The sequence below is a fragment of the Gordonia sp. NPDC003585 genome (assembly GCF_040610755.1).
GTDB lineage: Bacteria > Actinomycetota > Actinomycetes > Mycobacteriales > Mycobacteriaceae > Gordonia.
On the sequence record NZ_JBEXMX010000030.1, the window covers coordinates 35,858 to 58,092 of the forward strand.

General features: G+C 67.0%; 20 protein-coding genes. All 20 read right to left on the reverse strand.

Features of this window, described 5'->3' with window-relative positions; genetic code table 11:
- Nucleotides 1–20: 20 nt before the first annotated feature.
- Nucleotides 21–599 carry a hypothetical protein gene (locus ABZW74_RS10480; RefSeq protein WP_240855817.1) on the reverse strand — a complete coding sequence of 193 codons (579 nt, stop codon included), beginning with the start codon at nt 597–599 and terminating at the stop codon, nt 21–23.
- A gap of 65 nt (nt 600–664) precedes the next feature.
- On the reverse strand, nt 665–1,540 hold the full coding sequence (locus ABZW74_RS10485; protein WP_240855819.1) for an acyl-CoA thioesterase II: 876 nt from the start codon (nt 1,538–1,540) through the stop codon (nt 665–667).
- 114 nt (nt 1,541–1,654) lie between these two features.
- Nucleotides 1,655–3,088, reverse strand: coding sequence for a pyruvate kinase (gene pyk / locus ABZW74_RS10490; protein ID WP_355276083.1), 1,434 nt, complete (start codon nt 3,086–3,088; stop codon nt 1,655–1,657).
- A 131-nt stretch (nt 3,089–3,219) separates the two neighbouring features.
- Complete coding sequence (locus ABZW74_RS10495; protein WP_240855826.1) at nt 3,220–4,725, reverse strand: glutamate synthase subunit beta; 1,506 nt, start codon at nt 4,723–4,725, stop codon at nt 3,220–3,222.
- Nucleotides 4,718–9,289 (reverse strand): glutamate synthase large subunit, encoded by a 4,572-nt coding sequence (gene gltB / locus ABZW74_RS10500; protein ID WP_355276085.1) that lies wholly within the window; start codon nt 9,287–9,289, stop codon nt 4,718–4,720. Before gltB ends, ABZW74_RS10495 begins: the two co-directional genes overlap by 8 nt.
- A gap of 453 nt (nt 9,290–9,742) precedes the next feature.
- Nucleotides 9,743–11,620 (reverse strand): prolipoprotein diacylglyceryl transferase, encoded by a 1,878-nt coding sequence (gene lgt / locus ABZW74_RS10505; protein WP_355276087.1) that lies wholly within the window; start codon nt 11,618–11,620, stop codon nt 9,743–9,745.
- Nucleotides 11,621–11,704: 84 nt separating this feature from the next.
- On the reverse strand, nt 11,705–12,505 hold the full coding sequence (gene trpA / locus ABZW74_RS10510) for a tryptophan synthase subunit alpha (protein ID WP_240855842.1): 801 nt from the start codon (nt 12,503–12,505) through the stop codon (nt 11,705–11,707).
- Nucleotides 12,502–13,815, reverse strand: a complete 1,314-nt coding sequence (gene trpB, locus ABZW74_RS10515) for a tryptophan synthase subunit beta (protein WP_355276090.1) — start codon at nt 13,813–13,815, stop codon at nt 12,502–12,504. Before trpB ends, trpA begins: the two co-directional genes overlap by 4 nt.
- Nucleotides 13,816–13,870: 55 nt before the next feature.
- On the reverse strand, nt 13,871–14,689 hold the full coding sequence (trpC, locus tag ABZW74_RS10520; protein ID WP_240855846.1) for an indole-3-glycerol phosphate synthase TrpC: 819 nt from the start codon (nt 14,687–14,689) through the stop codon (nt 13,871–13,873).
- A 193-nt stretch (nt 14,690–14,882) separates the two neighbouring features.
- A complete protein-coding gene (locus tag ABZW74_RS10525; RefSeq protein ID WP_240855848.1) occupies nt 14,883–15,701 on the reverse strand; it encodes a TIGR02234 family membrane protein in 819 nt (272 codons plus the stop codon).
- Entirely contained in the window at nt 15,698–17,314 is a 1,617-nt protein-coding gene (locus ABZW74_RS10530) for an anthranilate synthase component I (RefSeq protein ID WP_240855850.1), read from the reverse strand. The genes ABZW74_RS10525 and ABZW74_RS10530 overlap by 4 nt, the downstream gene beginning before the upstream one ends.
- Nucleotides 17,311–17,490 carry a 4-oxalocrotonate tautomerase family protein gene (locus ABZW74_RS10535; protein WP_240855852.1) on the reverse strand — a complete coding sequence of 60 codons (180 nt, stop codon included), beginning with the start codon at nt 17,488–17,490 and terminating at the stop codon, nt 17,311–17,313. The genes ABZW74_RS10530 and ABZW74_RS10535 overlap by 4 nt, the downstream gene beginning before the upstream one ends.
- A 132-nt stretch (nt 17,491–17,622) precedes the next feature.
- Nucleotides 17,623–17,973 carry a phosphoribosyl-AMP cyclohydrolase gene (gene hisI / locus ABZW74_RS10540; RefSeq protein WP_355276093.1) on the reverse strand — a complete coding sequence of 117 codons (351 nt, stop codon included), beginning with the start codon at nt 17,971–17,973 and terminating at the stop codon, nt 17,623–17,625.
- A gap of 18 nt (nt 17,974–17,991) precedes the next feature.
- Nucleotides 17,992–18,765 (reverse strand): imidazole glycerol phosphate synthase subunit HisF, encoded by a 774-nt coding sequence (hisF, locus tag ABZW74_RS10545; protein ID WP_240855865.1) that lies wholly within the window; start codon nt 18,763–18,765, stop codon nt 17,992–17,994.
- Nucleotides 18,762–19,610 (reverse strand): inositol monophosphatase, encoded by an 849-nt coding sequence (locus ABZW74_RS10550; protein WP_240855867.1) that lies wholly within the window; start codon nt 19,608–19,610, stop codon nt 18,762–18,764. Before ABZW74_RS10550 ends, hisF begins: the two co-directional genes overlap by 4 nt.
- Nucleotides 19,607–20,350 carry a bifunctional 1-(5-phosphoribosyl)-5-((5-phosphoribosylamino)methylideneamino)imidazole-4-carboxamide isomerase/phosphoribosylanthranilate isomerase PriA gene (gene priA / locus ABZW74_RS10555; RefSeq protein ID WP_355276096.1) on the reverse strand — a complete coding sequence of 248 codons (744 nt, stop codon included), beginning with the start codon at nt 20,348–20,350 and terminating at the stop codon, nt 19,607–19,609. The genes ABZW74_RS10550 and priA overlap by 4 nt, the downstream gene beginning before the upstream one ends.
- 50 nt (nt 20,351–20,400) lie before the next feature.
- Entirely contained in the window at nt 20,401–20,673 is a 273-nt protein-coding gene (locus ABZW74_RS10560; RefSeq protein WP_240855873.1) for a hypothetical protein, read from the reverse strand.
- Entirely contained in the window at nt 20,670–21,308 is a 639-nt protein-coding gene (hisH, locus tag ABZW74_RS10565; protein WP_240855879.1) for an imidazole glycerol phosphate synthase subunit HisH, read from the reverse strand. Before hisH ends, ABZW74_RS10560 begins: the two co-directional genes overlap by 4 nt.
- Nucleotides 21,305–21,928 carry an imidazoleglycerol-phosphate dehydratase HisB gene (hisB, locus tag ABZW74_RS10570; protein ID WP_240855880.1) on the reverse strand — a complete coding sequence of 208 codons (624 nt, stop codon included), beginning with the start codon at nt 21,926–21,928 and terminating at the stop codon, nt 21,305–21,307. Before hisB ends, hisH begins: the two co-directional genes overlap by 4 nt.
- On the reverse strand, nt 21,925–22,235 hold a 311-nt coding region (locus tag ABZW74_RS10575; RefSeq protein ID WP_355276099.1), incomplete at its 5' end, for an aminotransferase class I/II-fold pyridoxal phosphate-dependent enzyme. The genes ABZW74_RS10575 and hisB, both read right to left, overlap by 4 nt.

Below are 22,235 nucleotides of genomic sequence, written 5' to 3' on the forward strand. Positions count from 1 at the left end.
CCGGAGGTCAGAGTCGTCGGTCAGAGCGGACGCAATACGACCCCGGCCGACAGCGCACTCTCGGACACCGTCTGGGTGTACACGCTGCCGATCTGGACCACGAAGTCGCCGCCGGTGGAGTCGACGTCGCGCACCTCGAACGGCAGGGTGCAGGTGCTGCCGTCACGATCGATGGTGCCCAACTGGGTCTCGCCGACCGATCGGCCCCGATCGTCGTAGATCCGCACCGGTGTGCCCGCGCTGATGATTCCGCCAGGCGTGGTCGCGGTCTTGGTGGTGCAGTCGACGGCGACGCCGCCCTTCGCGTCGAACGCACTCGAGAGCAGGTATCCGACGAGAAGCGCGAGGATCGCGATCGTCGCGAAGATGGTCGCCCCGATGGCGCTGGCCGCGATGATCCACGGGCGTGTGCGACGCTGCCACGTTCGTCGGGGCAACGCGGGCCCGGGGTCGAGCCAGAACTCGGGAGCGACGGTGGGTTGTGGTGCCCAACCCATGGAGGAACCGAACTGCGGCTGGGCGCCGGGATATCCGGCCGCGGGAAAACTGCCCGTGCCGTGTTGACCCGAGGCTCGTTGATCGGTGGGGCCGGTCGTCATGGCGACCAGTCTGCCAAAGCGAGCCGTCGTGATGCGCCGGACGGGTGGCCGGTCGGTTCTGCCAGTTAGTTCTTCGGTGGGAAGTATTTGATGAGGGCTTCCTGGACCACCGACGTCGCCAGGGTCCCGTCGCGCATCCAGAACCGGCCCGAGCCCATGCCGCGCGACCCGGTGGCGACCGGGGAACGGGTGGCATAGAGCAGCCAGTCGTCGAAGCGGAATTCGCGGTGGAACCACATCGAATGGTTGACCGTCGCGGCGAACAATCGGTCGATGCCCCAGGACAGCCCGTGGGTGGTGATGATCGAGTCGAGCACCGTGGTGTCCGACGCGTAACACATCGCCGCGACATGCATGATCGGATCGTCGGGCATCTGGCCGTCGGCCTTCATCCAGACCCGGTTGTCCTTGAGGGTCTCCCCCGCCTCCCGCACCTTCCACGTGGGGTCGTTGGCGAAGCGAATGTCGATGGGGTGCAAGGCATTCACAAAGGTCGCGATGCGATCCTCGAATCCTTTGAAATGCTCGCCGAGCGGTGGCAACTCTTCGGGATAAGGCACCTGCGGGATCTCGACGGCGTGTTCGAGGCCGGCCGCGTTGTCCTGGAATGCGACGAGCATCGTGAAGATCTCCTCGCCCTTCTGGATCGCGGTGACCTGACGATTCGCGAACGACTTGCCGTCCCGGAAACGGGCGACGTGATACTCCATCGGCAGAGCGACATCGCCGCCGCGGATGAAGTGGGCATGCAGAGCGTGAATGGGCGGATTGCCGCGCGTGAGCGTACGTGCGGCGGCGACCACACCCTGGCCGAGAAGTTGCCCGCCGAACGTGCGCGCCGTCTTCTGTTCAGGATGCTGCCCGAGGAAGAGGTTCTCGTCCCGCCGTTCGACGTCGAGCAAGGCGAGCAGCTGTCCGAGGTCGTCGGATTGGTCGGTCATCCCCCAACCCTATGGTGCGGGCGCCACTTCACGGCCTGCGGCCCGCCGTTGTGGGGCACGGCCAGGGAAACACACGATGGAGGCGGGAAGACTCCCCAGGGAGCGGATGGAGACTCAGTGGTCCTGTTCGCCGATGCGGTGCACGTGGATCATGTTGGTGGAGCCGACGGTGCCGGGTGGCGCGCCGGCGACGATGACCACGACGTCACCTTCCGCGAGCCGCCCGATGCGCAGCAGTTGGTGGTCGACCTGATCGATCATGTGGTCGGTGGTGTCGACATGGTTGACGATGAAAGTCTCGGTGCCCCAACTCAAGGCGAGCTGGCTGCGTACCGCCTGCGTCGGGGTGAACGCCAACAGGGGCAGTCGGGAGTGCAGCCGGGCCAGGCGTCGAACCGTGTCACCGGACTGGGTGAACGCCACGAGGGCCTTCACCTCGAGCCGCTCGCCGATGTCGCGTGCGGCATACGAGATGACGCCGCGCTTGGTGCGCGGGACGTGTGAGAGCGGCGGAACGTCGCGAGGTCCGCCTTCGACGGCGCGGGCGATCTTGTCCATCGTGCGCACGGATTCCATCGGGAACTTGCCGACCGACGTCTCACCGGACAGCATCACCGCGTCGGCACCGTCGAGCACCGCGTTGGCGACGTCGGAGGCCTCTGCGCGAGTCGGGCGCGAGTTCTCGATCATGGAGTCGAGCATCTGGGTGGCGACGATCACCGGCTTGGCGTTCTCGCGGGCCATCTGGATGGCCCGCTTCTGCACCAGCGGCACCTGCTCGAGCGGGAGTTCGACGCCGAGGTCACCACGGGCGACCATGATCGCGTCGAAAGCCAGCACGATGGCCTCGAGGTTGTCGATGGCCTCCGGCTTCTCCAGCTTCGCGATGACCGGGATGCGACGGCCGACGCGGTCCATCACCTCGTGCACGAGTTCGATGTCGGACGGGCTGCGCACGAACGACAGCGCGATCATGTCGACGCCGAGCTTCAGTGCGAACTCGAGGTCGGCGATGTCCTTGGCCGACAAGGCAGGCACCGAGACGTTCATGCCGGGCAGCGAGAGCCCCTTGTTGTTGCTGACGGGTCCGCCCTCGGTGACCGTACACAGCACGTCGGGTCCGTCGACCGAATCGACGACGAGACCGACCTTGCCATCGTCGACGAGGAGTCGGTCGCCGGGGCTGGCATCGCGGGACAGTTGCTTGTACGTCGTCGACACCCGGTCGTGGGTACCGACCACGTCGTCGACGGTGATGCGGACCTTTTCGCCGGTGTCCCACAGCACTTCGCCGTTCAGGGCGCCGTCATCCTCGAACTTGCCGAGCCGGATCTTGGGGCCCTGCAGATCGGCGAGGATGCCGACAGCCTTCTCGGTGGCGTCGGAAGCCTTGCGGATACGCGCATACACCTCGGCGTGGTCTTCGTGGCTTCCGTGGCTGAAGTTCATGCGTGCCACATCCATGCCGCATTCGACGAGTTCCTTGATGCGCTCGTCGGTCGCGGTGGCCGGGCCCAGGGTGCAGACAATCTTGGTTCGCCGTGTCACAACCTCACCTTAGTCCCGTCGTCGGTGCTTCTCTATGCATGCGGATAACGGTCACCGTTCGTGCATCTGGTGTTCGTGCTGGTAGAGCGGCCATCTTGGCTGACCGGAGAAATCAACGAAACCGACGCGGGTCAGCGCACCGACAGCGGCAACGCGGCGGGCCGGACCGGCGAAGGCAGATCCGACGCCCCCATCAGGAACTTGTCGACCGCGCGCGCAGTGGATCGCCCTTCGGCGATCGCCCACACCACCAGAGACGCACCGCGATGGGCGTCACCGCACACGAACACGCCCGGCGCGTCGGTCTGCCAATCGCTTCCACAGGACAACGATCCCCTCTTGTTGGGTTCGATCTGCAGATCCGTCAGCAACGGCGAACGCCGCACACCCGCGAAACCGATTGCGAACAAGGCGAGTTCGCATGGGATCTCGAACTCCTCGCCAACCGGTGTGACCACACGACGACCGTCGGGCTCACGCTGGACCGCCACCTCGGCGAGCACCATCGTCTTCACGTTGCCCTGCTCGTCACCGTCGAATCGCTGCACGGCCACCTGGTAGCGCCGTTCGCCGCCCTCGGCGTGTGCGCTGGATGTGCGCATGATCAGCGGCCAGGTCGGCCACGGCGACCGATTGTCGTCGCGGTCGCTGGGCAACTCGGGGTTGTAGTCCAACTGCACCACCGACGCCGCACCCTGCCGGTGCGCGGTGCCGAGGCAGTCGGCTCCGGTGTCGCCGCCACCGATGATGACCACGTGTTTGCCGGCCGCGGTGATCGGCGACGGACCGTCGCCCTCGCATTCCTTGTTCGCGGGCACGAGGTGCTCCATGGCCAGGTGCACGCCGGCGAGGTCGCGTCCCGGCACCGGATTGTCACGGGCTTCCATCGCGCCGATCGCGAGGACGACCGCGTCGTGGCGGGACTTGAGCTCTTCGACGGTGAGATCGGTACCGACGTCACAGTTGACGACGAATTCGGTTCCCTCTGCCCGCATCTGGGCGATGCGGCGGTCGATGTCGGACTTCTGCAGCTTGTACTCGGGGATGCCGTAGCGCAGCAGTCCGCCGAGCCGGTCGTCGCGCTCGTAGACCGTCACGTCGTGGCCGGCTCTGGTCAGCTGCTGGGCGGCGGCCAGTCCGGCCGGACCCGATCCGACCACTCCCACCGAACGCCCCGACTTGGCGGCGGGCGGCTCGGGCCCGATGATGCCTTCGGCCCACGACTCGTAGGCGATGGTCTTCTCGATGCGTTTGATCGTGACGCTGCCACCGGTGGTGGGCTCGGAGATCGACAGCACGCAGGCCGCCTCGCACGGTGCCGGACAGACCATCCCGGTGAACTCCGGGAAGTTGTTGGTGGCATGCAGCCTGCTGCTGGCCGCGTCCCACCGACCACGACGCACCAGGTCGTTCCACTCGGGGATCAGGTTGCCCAGCGGGCACCCCGCAGTTCCGGAGTGGCAGAACGGAATTCCGCAGTCCATGCAGCGTCGGGCCTGCGTGGACACCTCGTCGAGGATCTGCAGCGGGTTCTCCGCGTGCACGTAGACGTCGTCCCAGTCGGCGACGCGCTCGGTGACCGGGCGGTACTTTGCTTCTTTCTTCCGGATCTCCAGGAATCCGCGCGGGTCAGCCACGTGCCGCCTCCATGATCGCTGAATCGACGTCGCGTCCCTCGGCCTCGGCCATGCGGGCCGCGTCGAGTACGCGCTTGTAATCGGTGGGCATCACCTTGGTGAAGGCGAGGCATCGTCGTGGCCAATCGGCCAGCATCGACGCACCGATCGCCGAGCCGGTGAGCTCGGTGTACTTGGCGATGGTCTCGCGTAGCCACCCCAGATCGTCGGGGTCGGGACGCATCAACTCGACCATCGCCTTGTTCACCTTGTCCGGGTCGAGGTCGTAGACGAAGGCGATCCCGCCCGACATGCCGGCCGCCATGTTTCGGCCGGTCGGGCCGAGAATCACCACCCGGCCGCCGGTCATGTACTCGCAGGCGTGGTCGCCCACACCCTCGACGACGGCAGTCGCACCGGAGTTGCGCACGGAGAACCGCTCGCCGACCCGCCCGCGCAGGAACACCTCGCCCGACGTCGCACCGTACAGAATCGTGTTGCCGGCAATGACCTGGTCCTCGGCGATGAACCAGGCGTCGGGATCAGGCGCGACGACGATCTTGCCGCCGCACAAGCCCTTTCCGACGTAGTCGTTGGTGTCACCGCTGAGTTTGATGGTCACGCCCGGCGGGAGGAAGGCACCGAGGGACTGCCCCGCCGAGCCGTTCAGCTTCACCGTGATGGTGTCCTCGGACAGGCCTTCGGCACCGTATCGACGAGTCACCTCTGAACCGAGCAGCGTGCCGACGGTGCGGTTGACGTTGCGCACCGGCAGTTCGAGCGTCACCGGATGCGCGTCTTCGAGCGCCCCTTCGGCCAGTTGGATCATCGTCTGGTCGAGCGCCTTGTCGAGGCCGTGGTCCTGGCCGCGCACGCGCCGACTCGGCCCCTTGTCCTCCACCTTGCGGAAGATGGGACTCAGATCGAGTCCCTTGCTCTTCCAGTGCGCGAGCGCGGTGTCGGTGTGCAGGCGCTGCGACTGCCCGATCGCGTCGTCGAGCGTCCGATACCCCAACTGCGCGAGGTACTTACGAACATCCTCGGCAATGAAGCGGAAGAAGTTCACCAGATGCTCCGCCTGTCCGGTGAAGCGCGACCGCAACACCGGATTCTGGGTGGCCACACCGACGGGACAGGTGTCGAGGTGGCAGACCCGCATCATGATGCAGCCGGTCACGATCAGCGGCGCGGTCGAGAAGCCGTACTCCTCCGCCCCCAGCAGCGCCGCCATGATCACGTCACGGCCGGTGCGCAGGGCGCCGTCGCACTGGACGGTGATGCGGTCGCGAAGTCCGTTGAGCATCAGCGTCTGTTGCGCGTCGGCCAGCCCGATCTCCCACGGGGTGCCCGCATGCTTGAGCGACGTCAGTGGTGATGCGCCCGTACCGCCGTCGTGGCCGGAGATGAGCACCACGTCGGCGTGCGCCTTCGACACACCGGTCGCCACCGTCCCGACACCGACTGCGCTGACCAGCTTGACGTGGATACGTGCGTCGGAGTTGGCGTTCTTCAGGTCGTGGATCAGCTGCGCCAGGTCCTCGATCGAGTAGATGTCGTGATGCGGCGGCGGTGAGATCAGCGCGACACCCGGCGTCGAGTGACGCGTCTTGGCGATCCACGGGTACACCTTGTAGGCCGGAAGCTGGCCGCCCTCACCGGGTTTCGCGCCCTGCGCCATCTTGATCTGGATGTCGGTCGCATTGGTGAGGTAATCACTGGTCACGCCGAATCGGCCGGACGCCACCTGCTTGACGGCACTGCGGCGTTCCGGGTCGTACAGGCGGTCGACGTCCTCGCCGCCCTCACCCGAATTCGACCGCGCACCAATGCGGTTCATCGCGATGGCGATGGTCTCGTGCGCTTCTGCGGAGATCGAACCGTAGCTCATCGCGCCGGTGTTGAACCGCTTCATGATGTCTTCGGCGGGCTCGACCTCGTCGAGTGGGATCGGTTCGCGCGCAGCGAGATCGAATTCGAAGAGGCCGCGCAGCGTGCCGCCTTCGGCGGATAGTTTGTTCACCTCGTCGGAGTACTTCTGGAAGACCTCGGTCTGTCCGGTCTTGGTCGCGTGCTGGAGCAGGAAGATCGTCTCCGGGGTGAACAGATGGAGCTCGCCCTCGCGACGATACTGATACTCGCCGCCCACCTCGAGCCGGCGGTACACCTGCTCGGTGGCGTTCTCCGGGAAGGCACGATGATGGCGCAGCCGCACCTCCTCGGCCAGTTCGTCGAGCCCCACACCCTCGATCCTCGAGACCGTGCGGGTGAAATACTCTCGCACCACCTCAGACGACAACCCGACGGCCTCGAAAGCCTGTGCGCCCGTGTAGGAGCTGATGGTCGAGATACCCATCTTGCTCATCACCTTGAGCACGCCCTTGCCGAGCGCCTCGACATAGTTGCGGACCGCCTTCGACGGCGCCACCCCGATGAGTTCACCCTCGGCGATGAGATCCTCGATGGTCTCCAGCGCCAGATACGGGTTCACCGCGGCAGCACCGAATCCGATCAGCAGCGCGATGTGATGCACCTCGCGGGCATCACCGGATTCGACGACCAGCGCCACCTTGGTCCGCTCCTTGGTGCGGACCAGATGATGGTGGACCGCCGACGTGGCCAACAACGACGGGATCGGTGCGTGCTCGCGGTCGGTATGCCGGTCCGAGATCACCAGCGTCGTATGGCCTTCCGCGATCGCCTGGCTCGCGCGGTTACGGAGATCCTCCAGCGCAGCAGCCAGACCCGCGCCACCTTCGGCGACCTCGTAGAGACCGCTGAGGACCTTGGCGGACAGACCGGGGTTGTCGCCGTCGTCGTTGATGTGGACGAGCTTGGCGAGGTCGTCGTTGTCGATCACCGGCCAGTGCAGCAGGATCTGCCGGCACGACGCGGCGGTCGGGTCGAGAAGATTCTGCTCGGGCCCCATCACGCGTGCCATCGAGGTGACGATCTCCTCGCGGATCGCATCCAGCGGCGGGTTGGTGACCTGCGCGAAAAGTTCGACGAAGTAGTCGTAGAGAAGCCGGGATCGCTTGGACAGCACGGCAACCGGCGTGTCGGTACCCATCGAACCGAGCGGTTCGTAGCCGGAGGCGGCCATCGGGGTCAAGAGGACGCGCAGATCCTCCTCGGTGTAGCCGAAGGACACCTGGCGTCGGACCACCGTGTCGTGGTTGGGCTTGTACACCGGACGGTCCGGCAGGGTGGCGATGTCGAGCAGCCCTGCGTGCAGCCACTCGTCGTAGGGCTCGGCGTCGATCAGGTCGCCCTTGACCTCTTCGTCGGGGATGATCCGGCCCGCCACGGTGTCGACGAGGAACATGCGGCCCGGTTCGAGGCGGCCCTTGGAGATCACGTCGTCGACCGGCACCTCGAGCACACCTGCCTCCGACGCCAGGATCACCCGTCCGTCGCGGGTCTGCCACCAGCGTCCTGGGCGGAGTCCGTTGCGGTCGAGGACGGCGCCGACGACGCTGCCGTCGGTGAAGGTGACGCACGCGGGACCGTCCCAGGCCTCCATCAACGATGCGTTGAACTGCAGGAACGCGCGGCGCTTGGGGTCCATGTCGGGGACGTTCTCCCATGCCTCGGGCACCATCATCATCACGGCATGCGGCACGCTGCGGCCGCCGAGCACGAGCAACTCCAGCACCTCGTCGAGCGATGCGGAGTCCGACGCCTCCGGCGTGCAGATGGGGAACGCGCGGGCCAGGTCGCCTGGGATGAGCCCGGTGTCGAGGAGCGCTTCGCGGGCGCGCATGCGATTGCGGTTGCCGCGCACGGTGTTGATCTCGCCGTTGTGGGCGACGAACCGGAACGGGTGTGCCAGCGGCCAGGACGGAAAGGTGTTGGTGGAGAATCGGGAGTGCACGATCGCGATGGCGCTCCAGCAACGCTCGTCACGCAGGTCGTCGTAGTAGAGAGGCAGCTGCATCGTGGTGAGCATGCCCTTGTAGACGATCGTCCGGCTCGAGAGCGACGGGAAGTAGAGGCCGGTGCCGGCTTCCTCGATCTCCGGGGTGACGCGCTCGGCCTGCTTGCGGAACGGGTAGATGAACCGGTCGAGGTCGATGCCGGCGAGTCGCGTGCCTCCGGGGGCCGGCTCGACGGTCACGAAGAGTTGCATCATGTGCGGCATGCAGCCGAGCGCGGTTTCGCCGATGTCGGCACGCACGGCATCCACCGGAAGCTCGCGCCAGCCGAGGATCGTGACACCCTCGGCGTCGGCAAGCGCCTCGACCCGCTCGATGGCCAGTTGTCGAAGACCGGCGTCGGCGGGGAGGAAACAGATGCCCGCGGCGTAGGTGTTGGCGCCGTCCGCCGATGGTGCGGGAAGGTCGAAGCCCGCGGTCTCGCGAAGGAGTTCGTCGGGGAGCTGGATCAGGATTCCCGCGCCGTCACCGCTGTTGACCTCGGCTCCGGCCGCGCCGCGATGTTCCAGATTCTCGAGGGCGAGCAGACCGTCGGCGACGATCGAATGAGAGCGGCGGCCGTGAATGTCGGCAACCATTGCCACGCCACAGGAATCGACCTCGGCTTCGGGGTCGTACAGGCCCTGCTTGGCCGGAAGCGCAGAAAACAGCATCACTACCTCCACACTCGATCCGAGACGAATCGCACGCTGGATGTCCGTTGGGACAGCGTTGGCCCGTGGAGCACATATGCGTCGCGCAGGCGACCGGCCGATGACATGGGCTGCATCGAGGTGATCGTCGCGCGTCGCGAAATTCAAGTCTATCTGAACCGAACCCGAGACGTTGGAACTGCGGATCGGGGTCGCACGTGGGACGCGTGTGATCTTGGCGACCGAGCCGATGTCCGTGCTCACGGCGACCCACCGTCGACGTCGTCGGCGCCGCGGGCCTGTCGGGCGCAAGAAAGTAGGGGAAGAAACTTCTTCCCCTACCCTTGGTGTCTTCCCTCAGAAATTTCTCGCGGACGACTACGAACCCCGGGGAAGAAGTTCTTCCCCTAGATTTTGTTGGCGGACCCGAGCGCATTTGCCCAGGTCAGCGGGTCGGTTGCCCGCCTCATCGGATCAATCAGCGTCGGACTTGGATTGCGCTTCGTTCGTACCCGTCGAGTCCGCGTCAGCCTCACCGGCATCGGCCTCCGGGGCGACATCACCGGCATCGGCCTCAGCGTCAGCCTCACCGGCATCGGCCTCAGCGGTGGGCTCATCGGCGACGTCGGGGGTGTCGCCTGCTTCCTCGTCCACCTCGTCCACCTCGTCCGGTTCCGGTTCGACGCCTTCGGTCGCACTGGAGCTGTCGGGTTCGTCGCCGGACTCCCCCGTCGCCTCGACCTCGTCCTCGTCCTCGGCGATCTCCTCGGCGACGTCGTCCTTGGTCTGGGCGTCGGTCTCGGCGTCGCTGTCGGTCTCGGTGTCTGCGTCGGTCTCGGTTTCCCCGTCGGTCTCGGTTTCCCCGTCGGTCTCGGTTTCCCCGTCGGTCTCGGTTTCCCCGTCGGTCACCTCGGGCTCGTCGGTGGCCTCCTCTTCGAGATCGTCGCCGACCTCCGCCTGCTCGCCATCAGACTGCTCTGCCTCGTCCTCGTCTGCAGTGGTGACTGCCGAGTCACCATCGTCGGCGGTTTCGTCCTCGGCCGTGCTGCTGGCGGTTTCCTTCGCGCCATCGGTTTCCTCCGCGGCGCCGACAACGTCCTCGGGTTCGTCCTCGTCGCCGTCTTCATCCGCTGAAGTCTCGGCGTCGGCGACTTCGTCACCGTCACCATCGTCGGTCTCGTCTTCGGCGTCCTCGGCAACTTCGGCGACTTCGGCGTCCCTGGTGTCGGCGTCCTCGGCGACTTCGGCGTCTTCGGCAACAGACTCATCGTCGGCCTTGTCACCGTCGTCGTCGCCGACCAGCGCCGCCGTGCCAACGACCGCTGCGCCGGCGACTGCCGCACCGGCAACTGCCGTGCCGCGATCATCTTTGGTCTCGTCGATGTCGTCGAGGTCTTCGTCGTACCAGTCGTCGACGTAGCCGGCGATGCCGCGCTCTTCGAGTTCGGCCGCGCGTTCGGGGTGGTACATCTCCAGGCCCTGCTCACGACCGCGCGGTGCGATCACGAAATAGGCGGCAGCACAGGCAAATACGATTGCCGCGGTGAACACGTTGATCCGGATTCCGCCGATCAGGGTGGCCGGATCGGAACGCAGCAGTTCGACGCCGAAGCGACCCAGGCAGTAACCCGCGACATAGAGCGCGAACAGTCGGCCGTGGCCGATGCGGAAATGCCGATCGATCAGTACCAGCGCGATGACCAGCACGACGTTCCACAGCAACTCGTACAGGAACGTGGGATGGACAACCGCAACCACGTCGCCGTTGGAGACACCGGAGATCAAGCCGGGGTCGCGGTGGCCCGCGGAGTCCACGCGGTCGTAGATCTCCAGGCCCCAGGGCACCGTGGTTTCTCGGCCGTACAGTTCCTGGTTGAAGTAGTTTCCGAGGCGGCCGATGGCCTGGGCCAACAGGATCGGCGGCGCGATGGCATCACCGAACGCGGTTAACCGGATGCCGCAGCGTCGCGCACCGATCCACGCGCCCAGGGCACCGAAGAACACCGCACCCCAGATCCCGAGACCACCGTCCCAGATCTTCACGGCGTCGATCGGCGACTTGGGTCCGTCACCGAAATACGTCTGCCAGTCCGTGATCAGGTGATAGATCCGACCGCCGATCAAGCCGAACGGCACCGCCCAGATCGCGACGTCGAGGACCTCACCGTCCTGGCCGCCGCGTGCGATCCACCGTCGATTGCCCCACCAGACGGCGACGACGATGCCGACGATGATGCACAGCGCGTAGGCACGGACTGGGAAAGGACCGACGTACCACACACCCTGAGGTGGGCTCGGTATGTACGCCAAAATCGTTGTCGTCGGCCCGTCCAGGGCGGTCGGCAGCGTCACGCTGTCACCCTAACCGACACCAGAACACAGCCTCACACCATCCTCGGCGATGTCGGACGAACAGCGCGCGCAAGTCGGCAATGGTCACCGAGGCGATCGAACGCCCTCGGCGAGTTCGGTGACGAGGTCGGCAAGATGGTCGTCACCGGCGTGAGCGGCGGTCACCAGGGCCGAACCGACGATCACGCCGTCGGCGTATGCGGCGATCTCGGCTGCCTGCTGGCGGTTGCGCACGCCGAGACCCACGCCGATCGGGATGTCGGAGTAGGCGCGCACGCGGGCACACAGTTCGGGTGCGGCATCCGAGACCGCGTCGCGTGCGCCGGTCACACCCATCGTCGACGCGGCGTAGACGAATCCGCGCGATGCGTCGACGGTCAGCGCGATGCGCTCGGTCGTCGACGACGGTGCAACCAGGTAGATCCGGTCGAGTTCCTGTTCGTCGGACGCCGCATGCCATGCCGCGCCCTCTTCCGGGATGAGGTTCGGCGTGATCAGACCGGCGCCACCGGCATTGGCCAGATCGCGGGCAAACCGGTCCACCCCGTATTGCAGGACCGGATTCCAGTAACTCATCACCACCGAGTGGCCACCCGCGTCGGCAATCGCCTCGACAGCCGTGAACACGTCGCGCACCCGGACCCCGTTGGTCAGGGCGAGGTCGGCGGCGTCCTGGATCGTGGGTCCGTCCATCACCGGGTCGGAATACGGCACGCCGATCTCGATGATGTCGCAGCCCGCGTCGACCATCGTGCGGAACGACGACAACGAGCCGTCGACCGTCGGATAGCCCACGGGGAGATAGCCGATGAGGGCGGCACGGCCTTCGCTGCGACATTGCGCGAACACCGAACCCAACTTCGACGGCGGGGCGGTGACGGTCATCGGGCGGCTCCCGGTTCGGCGGCTTCGTCCTGCGAGGGTGGCGGGTCGAACAGATGGAACCATCGGGCTGCGGTGTCGACGTCCTTGTCGCCGCGCCCGGACAGGCTCACCACGATGATCGAGTTCTCGCCGAGTTCGCGTCCGAGCTTGAGTGCGCCGGCCACCGCGTGCGCCGACTCGATCGCCGGGATGATGCCCTCGCGTCGACTCAGCAGAGCGAGCGCGTCCATTGCCTCGGTGTCGGTGATCGGCCGGTAGTCGGCACGACCGGTGTCCTTGAGATACGCGTGCTCGGGGCCCACCCCCGGGTAGTCCAGACCCGCTGAGATCGAATGCGATTCGATGGTCTGGCCGTCCTCATCCTGCAGTAGGTACGAGTAGGCACCCTGGAAGGCCCCGGGTGTTCCGCCCGTGAAAGTGGCTGCGTGCCGCCCGGTCTCGACTCCGTCGCCGGCGGCCTCGTAGCCGACCAGGCGCACCGAGGCGTCGTCGATGAACGGGTGGAAGATGCCGATGGCATTGGAGCCGCCGCCCACGCACGCGACAACGGCGTCGGGCAGTCGCCCCGCCGCATCGAGGATCTGTGCCCTGGCCTCGAGCCCCACGACGCGCTGAAGATCGCGGACCATGGTCGGGAACGGGTGTGGCCCCGCTGCCGTGCCGAAACAGTAATAAGTGTTGTGCGCGTTGGTGACCCAGTCGCGCATCGCCTCGTTGATGGCGTCCTTCAGGGTGGCCGAGCCGTTGTCGACGGCAACCACCTCCGCGCCGAGCAGACGCATGCGGGCGACGTTGAGCGCCTGCCGATCGGTGTCGACACGGCCCATGTAGATGATGCATTCCATGCCGAACAGGGCACACCCGGTCGCGGTCGCGACACCGTGCTGACCGGCACCGGTCTCGGCGATGATGCGGTTCTTACCCATGCGCCGCGCGAGGAGAAGCTGCCCGAGCACGTTGTTGATCTTGTGCGAACCCGTGTGATTGAGGTCTTCGCGTTTGAGGAAGATTCGTGCGCCACCCGCGTCGTCGCGCAGGCGAGTCGCCTCATACATCGGCGACGGCCGTCCGACGTAATCGCGCTGCAGGCGGTCGAGTTCGGCGAGGTAATCCTCGTCGCTGCGCATCTTCTCGTAGCCGGTGGTGACCTCGTCGATCACGGCCATCAGCGCCTCGGGCACATGCCGACCGCCGTAGACACCGAAGTGCCCGCCCTCGTCGGGCTCGATCGAGGTACGACTGGTCAGGCCAACGCTGGCGGCCGGCACCTCGGTTTCACCGCGGATCGATGAATGCTGTTGAGCTGTCACAAGATCTCACAGACTCTCGGGCTCACACGGCGTAGGGCACCCCCCACCACCGATGTCAGCGAACAGGTTTCGGACAGGAAGGGTGGGTACCCGCGGTGACCAGCTCGCTGACCGCCGCACGGGGATCGCCGCTGGTGACCAGACCCTCGCCGACGAGAACGGCATCGGCACCGGCGCCCGCGTAGGCCAGCAGGTCGGCTGTGCCACGCACCCCCGACTCGGCGATGCGGATCACCTCGGTAGGCAGCCCCGGGGCGATCCGCGAGAACGAGTCGCGGTCGACCTCGAGGGTCTTGAGGTTGCGGGCATTGACGCCGACGACCGAGGCCCCCGCCTCCAGGGCACGGTTGGCCTCTTCCTCGGTGTGCACCTCCACGAGCGCGGTCATGCCCAGACTTTCGGTGCGGTCGAGCAGTGCCGCGAGGACGTTCTGCTCCAGCGCCGCGACGATCAGCAGGATGACGTCGGCGCCGTGCGCGCGGGCCTCGTGGATCTGATACGGGCCGACGATGAAGTCCTTGCGCAACACCGGGATGTTGACCGCGGCGCGCACGCTGTCGAGATCGGCGAGCGATCCGCGGAAGCGGCGTTCCTCGGTGAGGACGCTGATGATGCGCGCCCCGCCAGACTCGTAGGCGCGGGCCAGTTCGGCCGGGTCGCCGATCGTCGCGAGATCGCCCTTCGACGGACTTGCGCGCTTGACCTCGGCGATGACACCGATACCCGGCTTGCGCAGCGCGGCCATCGCGTCCTTGGGTGCGGGCGCCTTCGCTGAGGCCGCCTTCACTGCCGCATAGTCGAGAACTGCTTCACGCGCTGCGACATCGGCTTTCACTCCCTCGATGATCGAATCGAGGACGGTGGGCGTGCTCACGGCGAATGGCTCCCTTTCGCTCGTCGTGTGTTCCTCAGGGTAGCCCGCGGGCCTGCGACACCTGATCTCGGGTTGGCCGAAGCATCGACGCCGGTCTCCAGGCCCCGGTCTGCCCTTCGTGTGTCGAGCAGATCACCTGTGGTGCATATCGTCGGCGTCGCTCAAAGCGCTACCGACATCGCAGGACACGGTCTTATTTGCTGTCGAGATCCGTCGGATCGATACCGGTGTCGAGTGCGTCCCACATCATGCGTTCATTGGCTGGTGCGCCGTGAGGGTTCGGATCGTCGGACTTGGTCTGGACATCGGGCTTTGTCGCATCGTCGGGCTTGGTCTGGACGTCGGGCTTGGTCGCGTCGGCATCCGAGGTGGCTGCATTGCCAGACGGTCCGGACGGCGTTTCCGCATCCGTGCGGTTCTCGTGGTCTTTGCGTTTCTCGTAGTCGGCGAAGATCTTGCGTTCGAGTTCGTCGCGTCGCGCCGCCGGCGTCTGATACTTCGACGACATCGCCGAGCCGTTGACCACCCGTAGGAGCGCCACCGCAGCGGCCACCGAACAGACGGTGCCCACAAGGACCACCGCGCCTGCCCAACTGTTGGTGGTCACCAACAGGATGCGGTACTTGTCGGGGATGCCACCGGCCTTGGCGGCATAGATCGCGTCGGCACCGTTGACGATCAACGACAACGCGGGGAACGCCGCGAGCACACCACCGGCCGCGATCACGATCGCCAGCACGCGCAATGCCCAACCCCGCAGGGAGAACGCGGCCGCGATCGCCGCCAGCATCACCAATGCCAGTGGCGTCAGCCACGGACTCCAATCGGCACCCTTGACCACGAAGTCTCGTTGCGGTGCGAGCCCGTCTTCGGCGGACGCCGTCGCCCAGGTCATCCTCGATGCGGCCCAGAACGCCAGCGCCGCCGCCACGAGCAGGAGCGCCGCCAAGCCTTGACGCCGCCGAACCGATTTGCGCCGCAGTGCCTCGACGTCTTCGTCGGTGAGTTTCACGACTGTGGGTTTCGCGGCTGGGACCCACCGCCGGTAGATGGTTCGACGCGACGCATCGTCGCAGCCGCGGCGACCGCGCTGAGCACCGTCTTCGCCTTGTTGCGGGCCTCGTTGTACTCGTACTCCGGTTGGCTGTCGGCGACCACTCCGGCGCCGGCCTGGACATATGCTCGACCGTCGACCATCAGCGCGGTCCTGATCGCGATGGCGGTGTCGGCGTTGCCGGCGAAGTCGATGTATCCGACGATGCCGCCGTAGAGGCCGCGGCGGGTCTTCTCGTGTTCGTCGATCAGCTCCATCGCCCGTACCTTCGGCGCGCCGGTCAGCGTCCCGGCGGGAAAGCAGGCCGTGACGGCATCCAGCGCGTGCTTGTCGTCGCGGAGAACCCCCGACACCGTCGACACGAGGTGCATCACGTGGCTGTATCGCTCGACGTGGCGGTAGTCACCCACCTTCACGGTGCCCGGCACGCACACGCGCCCCAGATCGTTGCGGGCGAGATCGACGAGCATCAGGTGCTCGGCGTTCTCTTTCTCGTCCTCGAGCAGATCCTTGCCCAGCAGCTGGTCTTCTTCCTCCGTGGCTCCGCGCCAGCGCGTCCCGGCGATCGGGTGCGTGGTGGCGAGACGGTCGGACACCGTCACGAGTGCCTCGGGACTGCTGCCGACGATGGTGAACGCCGTCTGCCCGCCCGAACCCGTGGCGTCGGATTCCGCGCCGGGCATCCGCAGCAGATACATGTATGGGCTCGGGTTGGAGGCACGCAACGCGCGATAGACGTCGATCGGGTCGGCGTCGGTGTCCATCTCGAAGCGCATCGACGGCACCACCTGAAAGGCCTCGCCCGCCTCGATCTCGCCGACCAGGCTGGTGACGATCTCACCGAACTCCTCCGGGGTTCGCTGTTCGGTGAACTCGGGAGCGGGCCGCGAGAACCGCGACACGGTCGAGCGCGCCGGGGCGGCCAGCGCCTCGGTCATCTTGTCGAGGCGCGCGACGGCGTCGACATAGGCTTCTTCGGCGCGGTCGGCGGAGCCGTCCCAGTTGATGGCGTTGGCGATGAGCGTGATGGTGCCTTCGTGATGGTCGACGGCGGCCAGGTCGGCGGCCAGCACCATCATCATGTCGGGCAGGCCGAGGTCGTCGACCGTCGTCTCGGGTAGCCGTTCGAGCCTACGGACCATGTCGTAGGCGAGGAAGCCGACAAAACCGCCGGTGAGCGGCGGCATGTCGGGGAGCGGGTCGGTCGCCAGCAGCCGGAGTGACTCGGCGAGCGTCTCGATCGGGTCACCACCCTCGGGCGCCCCGGCGGGCACGGTGCCCCACCAGCGGGCCTGTCCGTCGACGACGGTGAGCGCCGACGGCGATCCAGCACCGATGAACGACCACCGCGACCAGGAGCGGCCGTTCTCGGCGGACTCGAGCAGAAAGGTGCCGGGCCGTTCGCCGGCGAGTTTCGCGAAGGCCGACAGCGGGGTCTCGGAGTCGGCAAGAACCTTGCGCGTCACCGGGACGACGCGATGGTCGCGGGCAAGGTCGAGGAACTCTGCAAGCGTGGTGGTGTCGGCCTCTGCGTGTGGGTTCGAACTGTCGGGTTCCGAAGCCGTGCTCATCCGAGCGGCTCGCCGCCGACACCCCACTGCTGACGAGGAATCTCGTTGATGGTGACCCAGACAGAGTCCGGGTTCTTACCGGTCGCTTTGGCATACGCCTCGGTCACGGCCGCGATCGTCTCCCGCTTGATCCGGTCACTCAGGCCTGGGGTCTGCGAGATCTGGATGAGTGGCATGGATGCATCGCCTTTCTGCTCGGTATCCGACGGCCATTGTTCGCCGTCTCCCATTGTCGCTCGCGGCCGGGGTCGCGCGGTCGGGCGCACGGTCAACGGTTTGGGACGCCCAGTCAACGGTTTGGGGTCGGGTCAGGTCGGGTCGGCCAGCGGGAGCGGCTCGGTGTCGAAGCAGCTGTGGTTGCCGGTGTGGCAGGCAGCACCCACTTGGTCGACGACGAGCAGCACCGTGTCGCCGTCGCAGTCGAGCCGCACATCGTGCACGTACTGGGTGTGGCCGCTGGTCTCGCCCTTGACCCAATACTCCTGCCGCGACCGCGAGAAGTACGTCGCGCGACGAGTGGCGAGGGTGCGCTCGAGCGCGGTGTCGTCCATCCACGCGACCATCAGCACCGTCCCGGTCTCGCGCTCCTGGGCGACCGCGGTGAACAGGCCGTCGGCGTTGCGTTTCAGACGGCTAGCGAGGTCGGGGTCAAGACTCATCGCGACACTTCCTTTCCTTCATCGAACGGTGATTCCCGCGGACTTCATGGCCGCCTTGACGTCGGGAATGGTGAGTTCACCGAAGTGGAACACCGACGCGGCGAGCACCGCATCGGCGCCGGCTTCCACGGCCGGCGCGAAGTGCTCACGCGCTCCGGCACCACCGCTGGCGATGATCGGCACCGACACCGCGGCACGCACTGCGGTCAGCATCCGAAGGTCGAAGCCCTGCTTGGTGCCGTCGGCATCCATCGAGTTGAGCAGGATCTCCCCGACTCCGAGCTCTTGGCCGCGACGAGCCCACTCGACCGCGTCGATCCCGGTTCCCTGACGTCCACCGTGGGTGGTGACCTCCCAGCCCGACGGCGTCGGCTTGCCGTCGGCGGGAACCGTCCGGGCGTCGACCGACAGCACGATGCACTGCGAGCCGAACCGGCGACTCATCTCGCCGAGGACCTCAGGGCGAGCGATGGCAGCGGTGTTGACCGAGACCTTGTCGGCACCGGCGCGCAACATGGCGTCGACGTCGTCGACGGTGCGGATGCCCCCACCCACGGTCAACGGGATGAACACCTGATCGGCGGTGTGCTTGACGACCTCGATCATCGTCGACCGACCTGCGCTCGACGCGGTCACGTCGAGGAAGGTGAGTTCGTCGGCGCCTTCGCGGTCGTAGCGTTCGGCCAGCTCGACCGGGTCCCCCGCATCGCGGAGATTCGTGAAGTTGACGCCCTTCACCACTCTGCCGGCGTCCACATCCAGGCAGGGAATCACTCGGGTCGCAAGGGTCATCGGGGTCCTCCGAGTTCTTCTGGTCGCGTCTCCCATTCGTCGCCGACGGTCTCGGCGATGACCGCCATCAACTCGTCGTGCAACCCGGGAGACCCGGTGACGATTCCCACCGATCGCGCTGTCCAGGGTGTCCCACCCAGATCGGTGGCGACGCCTCCGGCGGCACGCACCAGGGCGGCTCCGGCTGCGTTGTCCCAGGCATGACGCCCGAAGGCGATGGCACCGCCGAAGATCCCGGCAGCTGTGTAGGCGAGGTCGACCCCGGTGCTGCCGGTCATCCGCAATCGGGCGGCCCGACTGCTCAGTGCCCGGATCACGTCGGCGCGGCGCGCACCGGCGTAACGACCGCCGTGCGACGCGTTGAACGGCCCGTAGGCAATGGCTTCCCGGGCCAGCTCGGCGTCACGCAGCGGCGGTGCGGGCCGACCGTCGACCAGCAACGGACCGTCGACGTGACCCGCGTACCGCACCCCTTGAAGCGGCAGCCATGTGAGACCGAGGACCGGATGACCGTCGACGAGCAACCCCAGCAGGATGCCCGTCAGCGGCACACCGGTCGAGTAGTTGTAGGTGCCGTCGATGGGGTCGAGCACCCACACCACGCCCTCGTCGACCGGTGGGCCACCGAACTCCTCGCCGTGTACCGGCAGTCCGGTGGTCTCGGCGAGCTCAGCGGCTATCCGGCGCTCGAGGTCGAGGTCGACCTGGGTGGCGAAGTCGGTGGGACTCTTGGTGACCGCGCTGGGAGCGCCCACTCCGGCCACGAAATCGTCGGCCGCCGCGTCGAGCACCGACCCGGCGACGTCGAGAAGCCTCGGGTAGTCGAGGGTGGCGACCGAGGTCATGTGCCCGAGACGGCCGACAATGCCTCGGGCAAGGTGAACCGGCCTGCGTAGAGGGCTTTGCCGACGATCGCGCCCTCGACGCCCTGGTCGACGAGCCCGGCGATGGCCACCAGGTCGGCGACCGCCGACACCCCGCCGGAGGCGACGATCGGCGCCGAGGTGGCCGCGGCGACCTCGGACAGCAGGTCGAGGTTCGGGCCCTTCAGGGTGCCGTCCTTGGACACGTCGGTGACGACATAGCGCGCGCATCCGTCGCGGTCCAGCCGGGTCAGCACCTCCCAGAGGTCGCCGCCGTCGGTGACCCAACCCCGACCGCGCAGCCGGTAGGACTCACCCTCGCGGATCACGTCGAGTCCCACCGCGATCCGATCACCGTGTTCGGCGATGGCGCGGGCGCACCACTCCGGGTTCTCCAGCGCAGCGGTGCCGAGATTGACCCGGGTGCAGCCGGTCGCGAGCGCGGCCGCAAGGGAATCGTCGTCGCGGATGCCGCCGGAGAGTTCCACCTTGACGTCGAGTTCCCCCACGACCTGCGCCAGCAGTTCGCGGTTGTCGCCACGCCCGAACGCGGCGTCGAGATCCACCAGATGAATCCACTCCGCACCGTCGGCCTGCCAGGCGAGCGCCGCGTCGCGCGGGGACCCGTACGAGGTCTCCGAGCCGGCCGCGCCCTGCACCAGACGGACCGCCTGCCCGTCGGCGACGTCGACTGCGGGAAGGAGTTCAAGGGTGGTGCCCATCAGTGTCGGTTGTCCTGTCTGTCGTGTGGTTTCGAATGTCCGGGTGGCGGTCACTGCGCGTGCGGAGGGTCGACGCGGGACGCTTCGTCGAGCGCTGCCAGATGCTCGTCGCGCACGGCGTTGACCATGCGCGTTGACACAGTACCGATCGCGGCGATCACGGCGACAACCGCGAGGAGCACGGCGACCAGACCGGCGATCGGGTTCCAGTGTGCGGCCAGCGCGATGATCGGCACGGAGACCACCAGGACGATCACCCCGGCACCCAGCGAGTAGAAGGCGAGTTTGGCGATGGAGAAGCGGGGACGGGACCGGTCGGTCATGACAGCGAGGTCACCCAGTTGAGCAGTAGTTGCGCGCCGGCGTCGCCGGACTTCTCGGGGTGGAACTGGGTCGCCGACAGCGCACCGTTCTCGACCGCGGCGAGGAATGGCCCACCGTGTTCGGCCCAGGTCAGCTTGGGCGAGGCCAGCGGCGAGCCGACGTTGTCCATCTCCCAGGTCTGCGCGGCGTAGGAGTGCACGAAGTAGAAGCGGGTGTCGGCTTCCATGCCGGCGAACAGCACAGAGTCTGCGGGTGCCTCGACGGTGTTCCAGCCCATGTGCGGCAATACGGGTGCCGGCAGTCGGCTGACCGTGCCGGGCCATTCGCCGCACCCGTCGGCCTCGACCTCGAATTCGACCCCGCGGTCGAAGAGGATCTGCATGCCGACGCAGATGCCCAGCACCGGGCGCCCGCCGGCGAGTCGTCGTCCGACGATGCGGTCGCCCTTCACCGCGAGTAGGCCCTCCATGCATGCCGCAAACGCTCCGACGCCCGGGACGACGAGTCCGTCGGCGTTGAGCGCGGTATCGAAGTCGGAGGTCACCGTCACGTCGGCACCGGTCCGTTCGAGCGCCCGCTGAGCCGAGCGCAGGTTACCCGACCCGTAGTCGAGGATGACGACGTTTGGGCTCACAGGGCGCCCTTCGTCGACGGCACGCCGCTGACTCGTGCGTCGTATTCGGTGGCCGCGCGCAACGCCCGCGCGACAGCCTTGAACTCGGCCTCGGTGATGTGGTGCTGATCGCGGCCGTAGAGGACCCGTACATGCAGCGCGATCCGGGCGTTCAGCGCGATCGACTCGAACACATGCCGGTTGATGACCGTCGAATACGGCACACCGGGATATCCGCCGATGACCGCGGCAAGCATGTGGTCGGGTTCGCCGGTGTGCACGCAGTAGGGCCGGCCGGACACGTCGACGACGGCCTGCGCGAGGGTCTCGTCCATCGGAATCCAGGCGTCGCCGAAGCGGCGGATGCCCTTCTTGTCGCCGAGCGCCTCGCGGAGCGCCTGACCGAGCACGATCGCGGTGTCCTCGATCGTGTGGTGGCCTTCGACGTCGACGTCGCCCTGCGCCTTGACGGTGAGGTCGAAGCTGCCGTGCTGGCCGAATGCGTTGAGCATGTGGTCGAAGAACGCGATACCGGTGGAGATGTCGGTGACACCGGTGCCGTCGAGGTTGAGTTCGACGGAGATCGACGACTCCTTGGTGGTTCGTTCGACCTTCGCGATGCGCGGTGGGCGGCTGGTCACGTCGTTGTCTCCAGATCTGCTGTCGCCAGCTCGCGGCTGACGTCGAGGAAGGCGTCGTTCTCGTGGGCCAGTCCGATCGTGACACGCAGGTATCCCGCGATGCCGACATCTCGGATCAACACGCCGTGGTCGAGGTAGCGCTGCCACGACGCCGGGGCATCGCGGAACCGCCCGAACAGGATGAAGTTGGCGTCGGAGTCGATGACTGCAAAACCCGCCGCGGCCAGTTCGGCGGCGACCCGTTTGCGTTCGGCGACGATTGCGGCGACCCCGGCCAGCGTCTCGCCGCTGTGCCGCAGGGCTGCCC

What these genes read in the sequence shown, in the direction of transcription:
- gltB (WP_355276085.1), bottom strand. Translation starts at nt 9,289, where the DNA reads ATGCTGTTTTCTGCGCTTCCGGCCAAGCAGGGCCTGTACGACCCCGAA.
- ABZW74_RS10550 (WP_240855867.1), bottom strand. Translation starts at nt 19,610, where the DNA reads ATGACCTCGGTCGCCACCCTCGACTACCCGAGGCTTCTCGACGTCGCC.
- ABZW74_RS10530 (WP_240855850.1), bottom strand. Translation starts at nt 17,314, where the DNA reads ATGAGCACGGCTTCGGAACCCGACAGTTCGAACCCACACGCAGAGGCC.
- priA (WP_355276096.1), bottom strand. Translation starts at nt 20,350, where the DNA reads ATGGGCACCACCCTTGAACTCCTTCCCGCAGTCGACGTCGCCGACGGG.
- ABZW74_RS10485 (WP_240855819.1), bottom strand. Translation starts at nt 1,540, where the DNA reads ATGACCGACCAATCCGACGACCTCGGACAGCTGCTCGCCTTGCTCGAC.
- hisF (WP_240855865.1), bottom strand. Translation starts at nt 18,765, where the DNA reads ATGACCCTTGCGACCCGAGTGATTCCCTGCCTGGATGTGGACGCCGGC.
- ABZW74_RS10535 (WP_240855852.1), bottom strand. Translation starts at nt 17,490, where the DNA reads ATGCCACTCATCCAGATCTCGCAGACCCCAGGCCTGAGTGACCGGATC.
- ABZW74_RS10560 (WP_240855873.1), bottom strand. Translation starts at nt 20,673, where the DNA reads ATGACCGACCGGTCCCGTCCCCGCTTCTCCATCGCCAAACTCGCCTTC.
- trpA (WP_240855842.1), bottom strand. Translation starts at nt 12,505, where the DNA reads ATGACCGTCACCGCCCCGCCGTCGAAGTTGGGTTCGGTGTTCGCGCAA.
- ABZW74_RS10480 (WP_240855817.1), bottom strand. Translation starts at nt 599, where the DNA reads ATGACGACCGGCCCCACCGATCAACGAGCCTCGGGTCAACACGGCACG.
- hisI (WP_355276093.1), bottom strand. Translation starts at nt 17,973, where the DNA reads ATGAGTCTTGACCCCGACCTCGCTAGCCGTCTGAAACGCAACGCCGAC.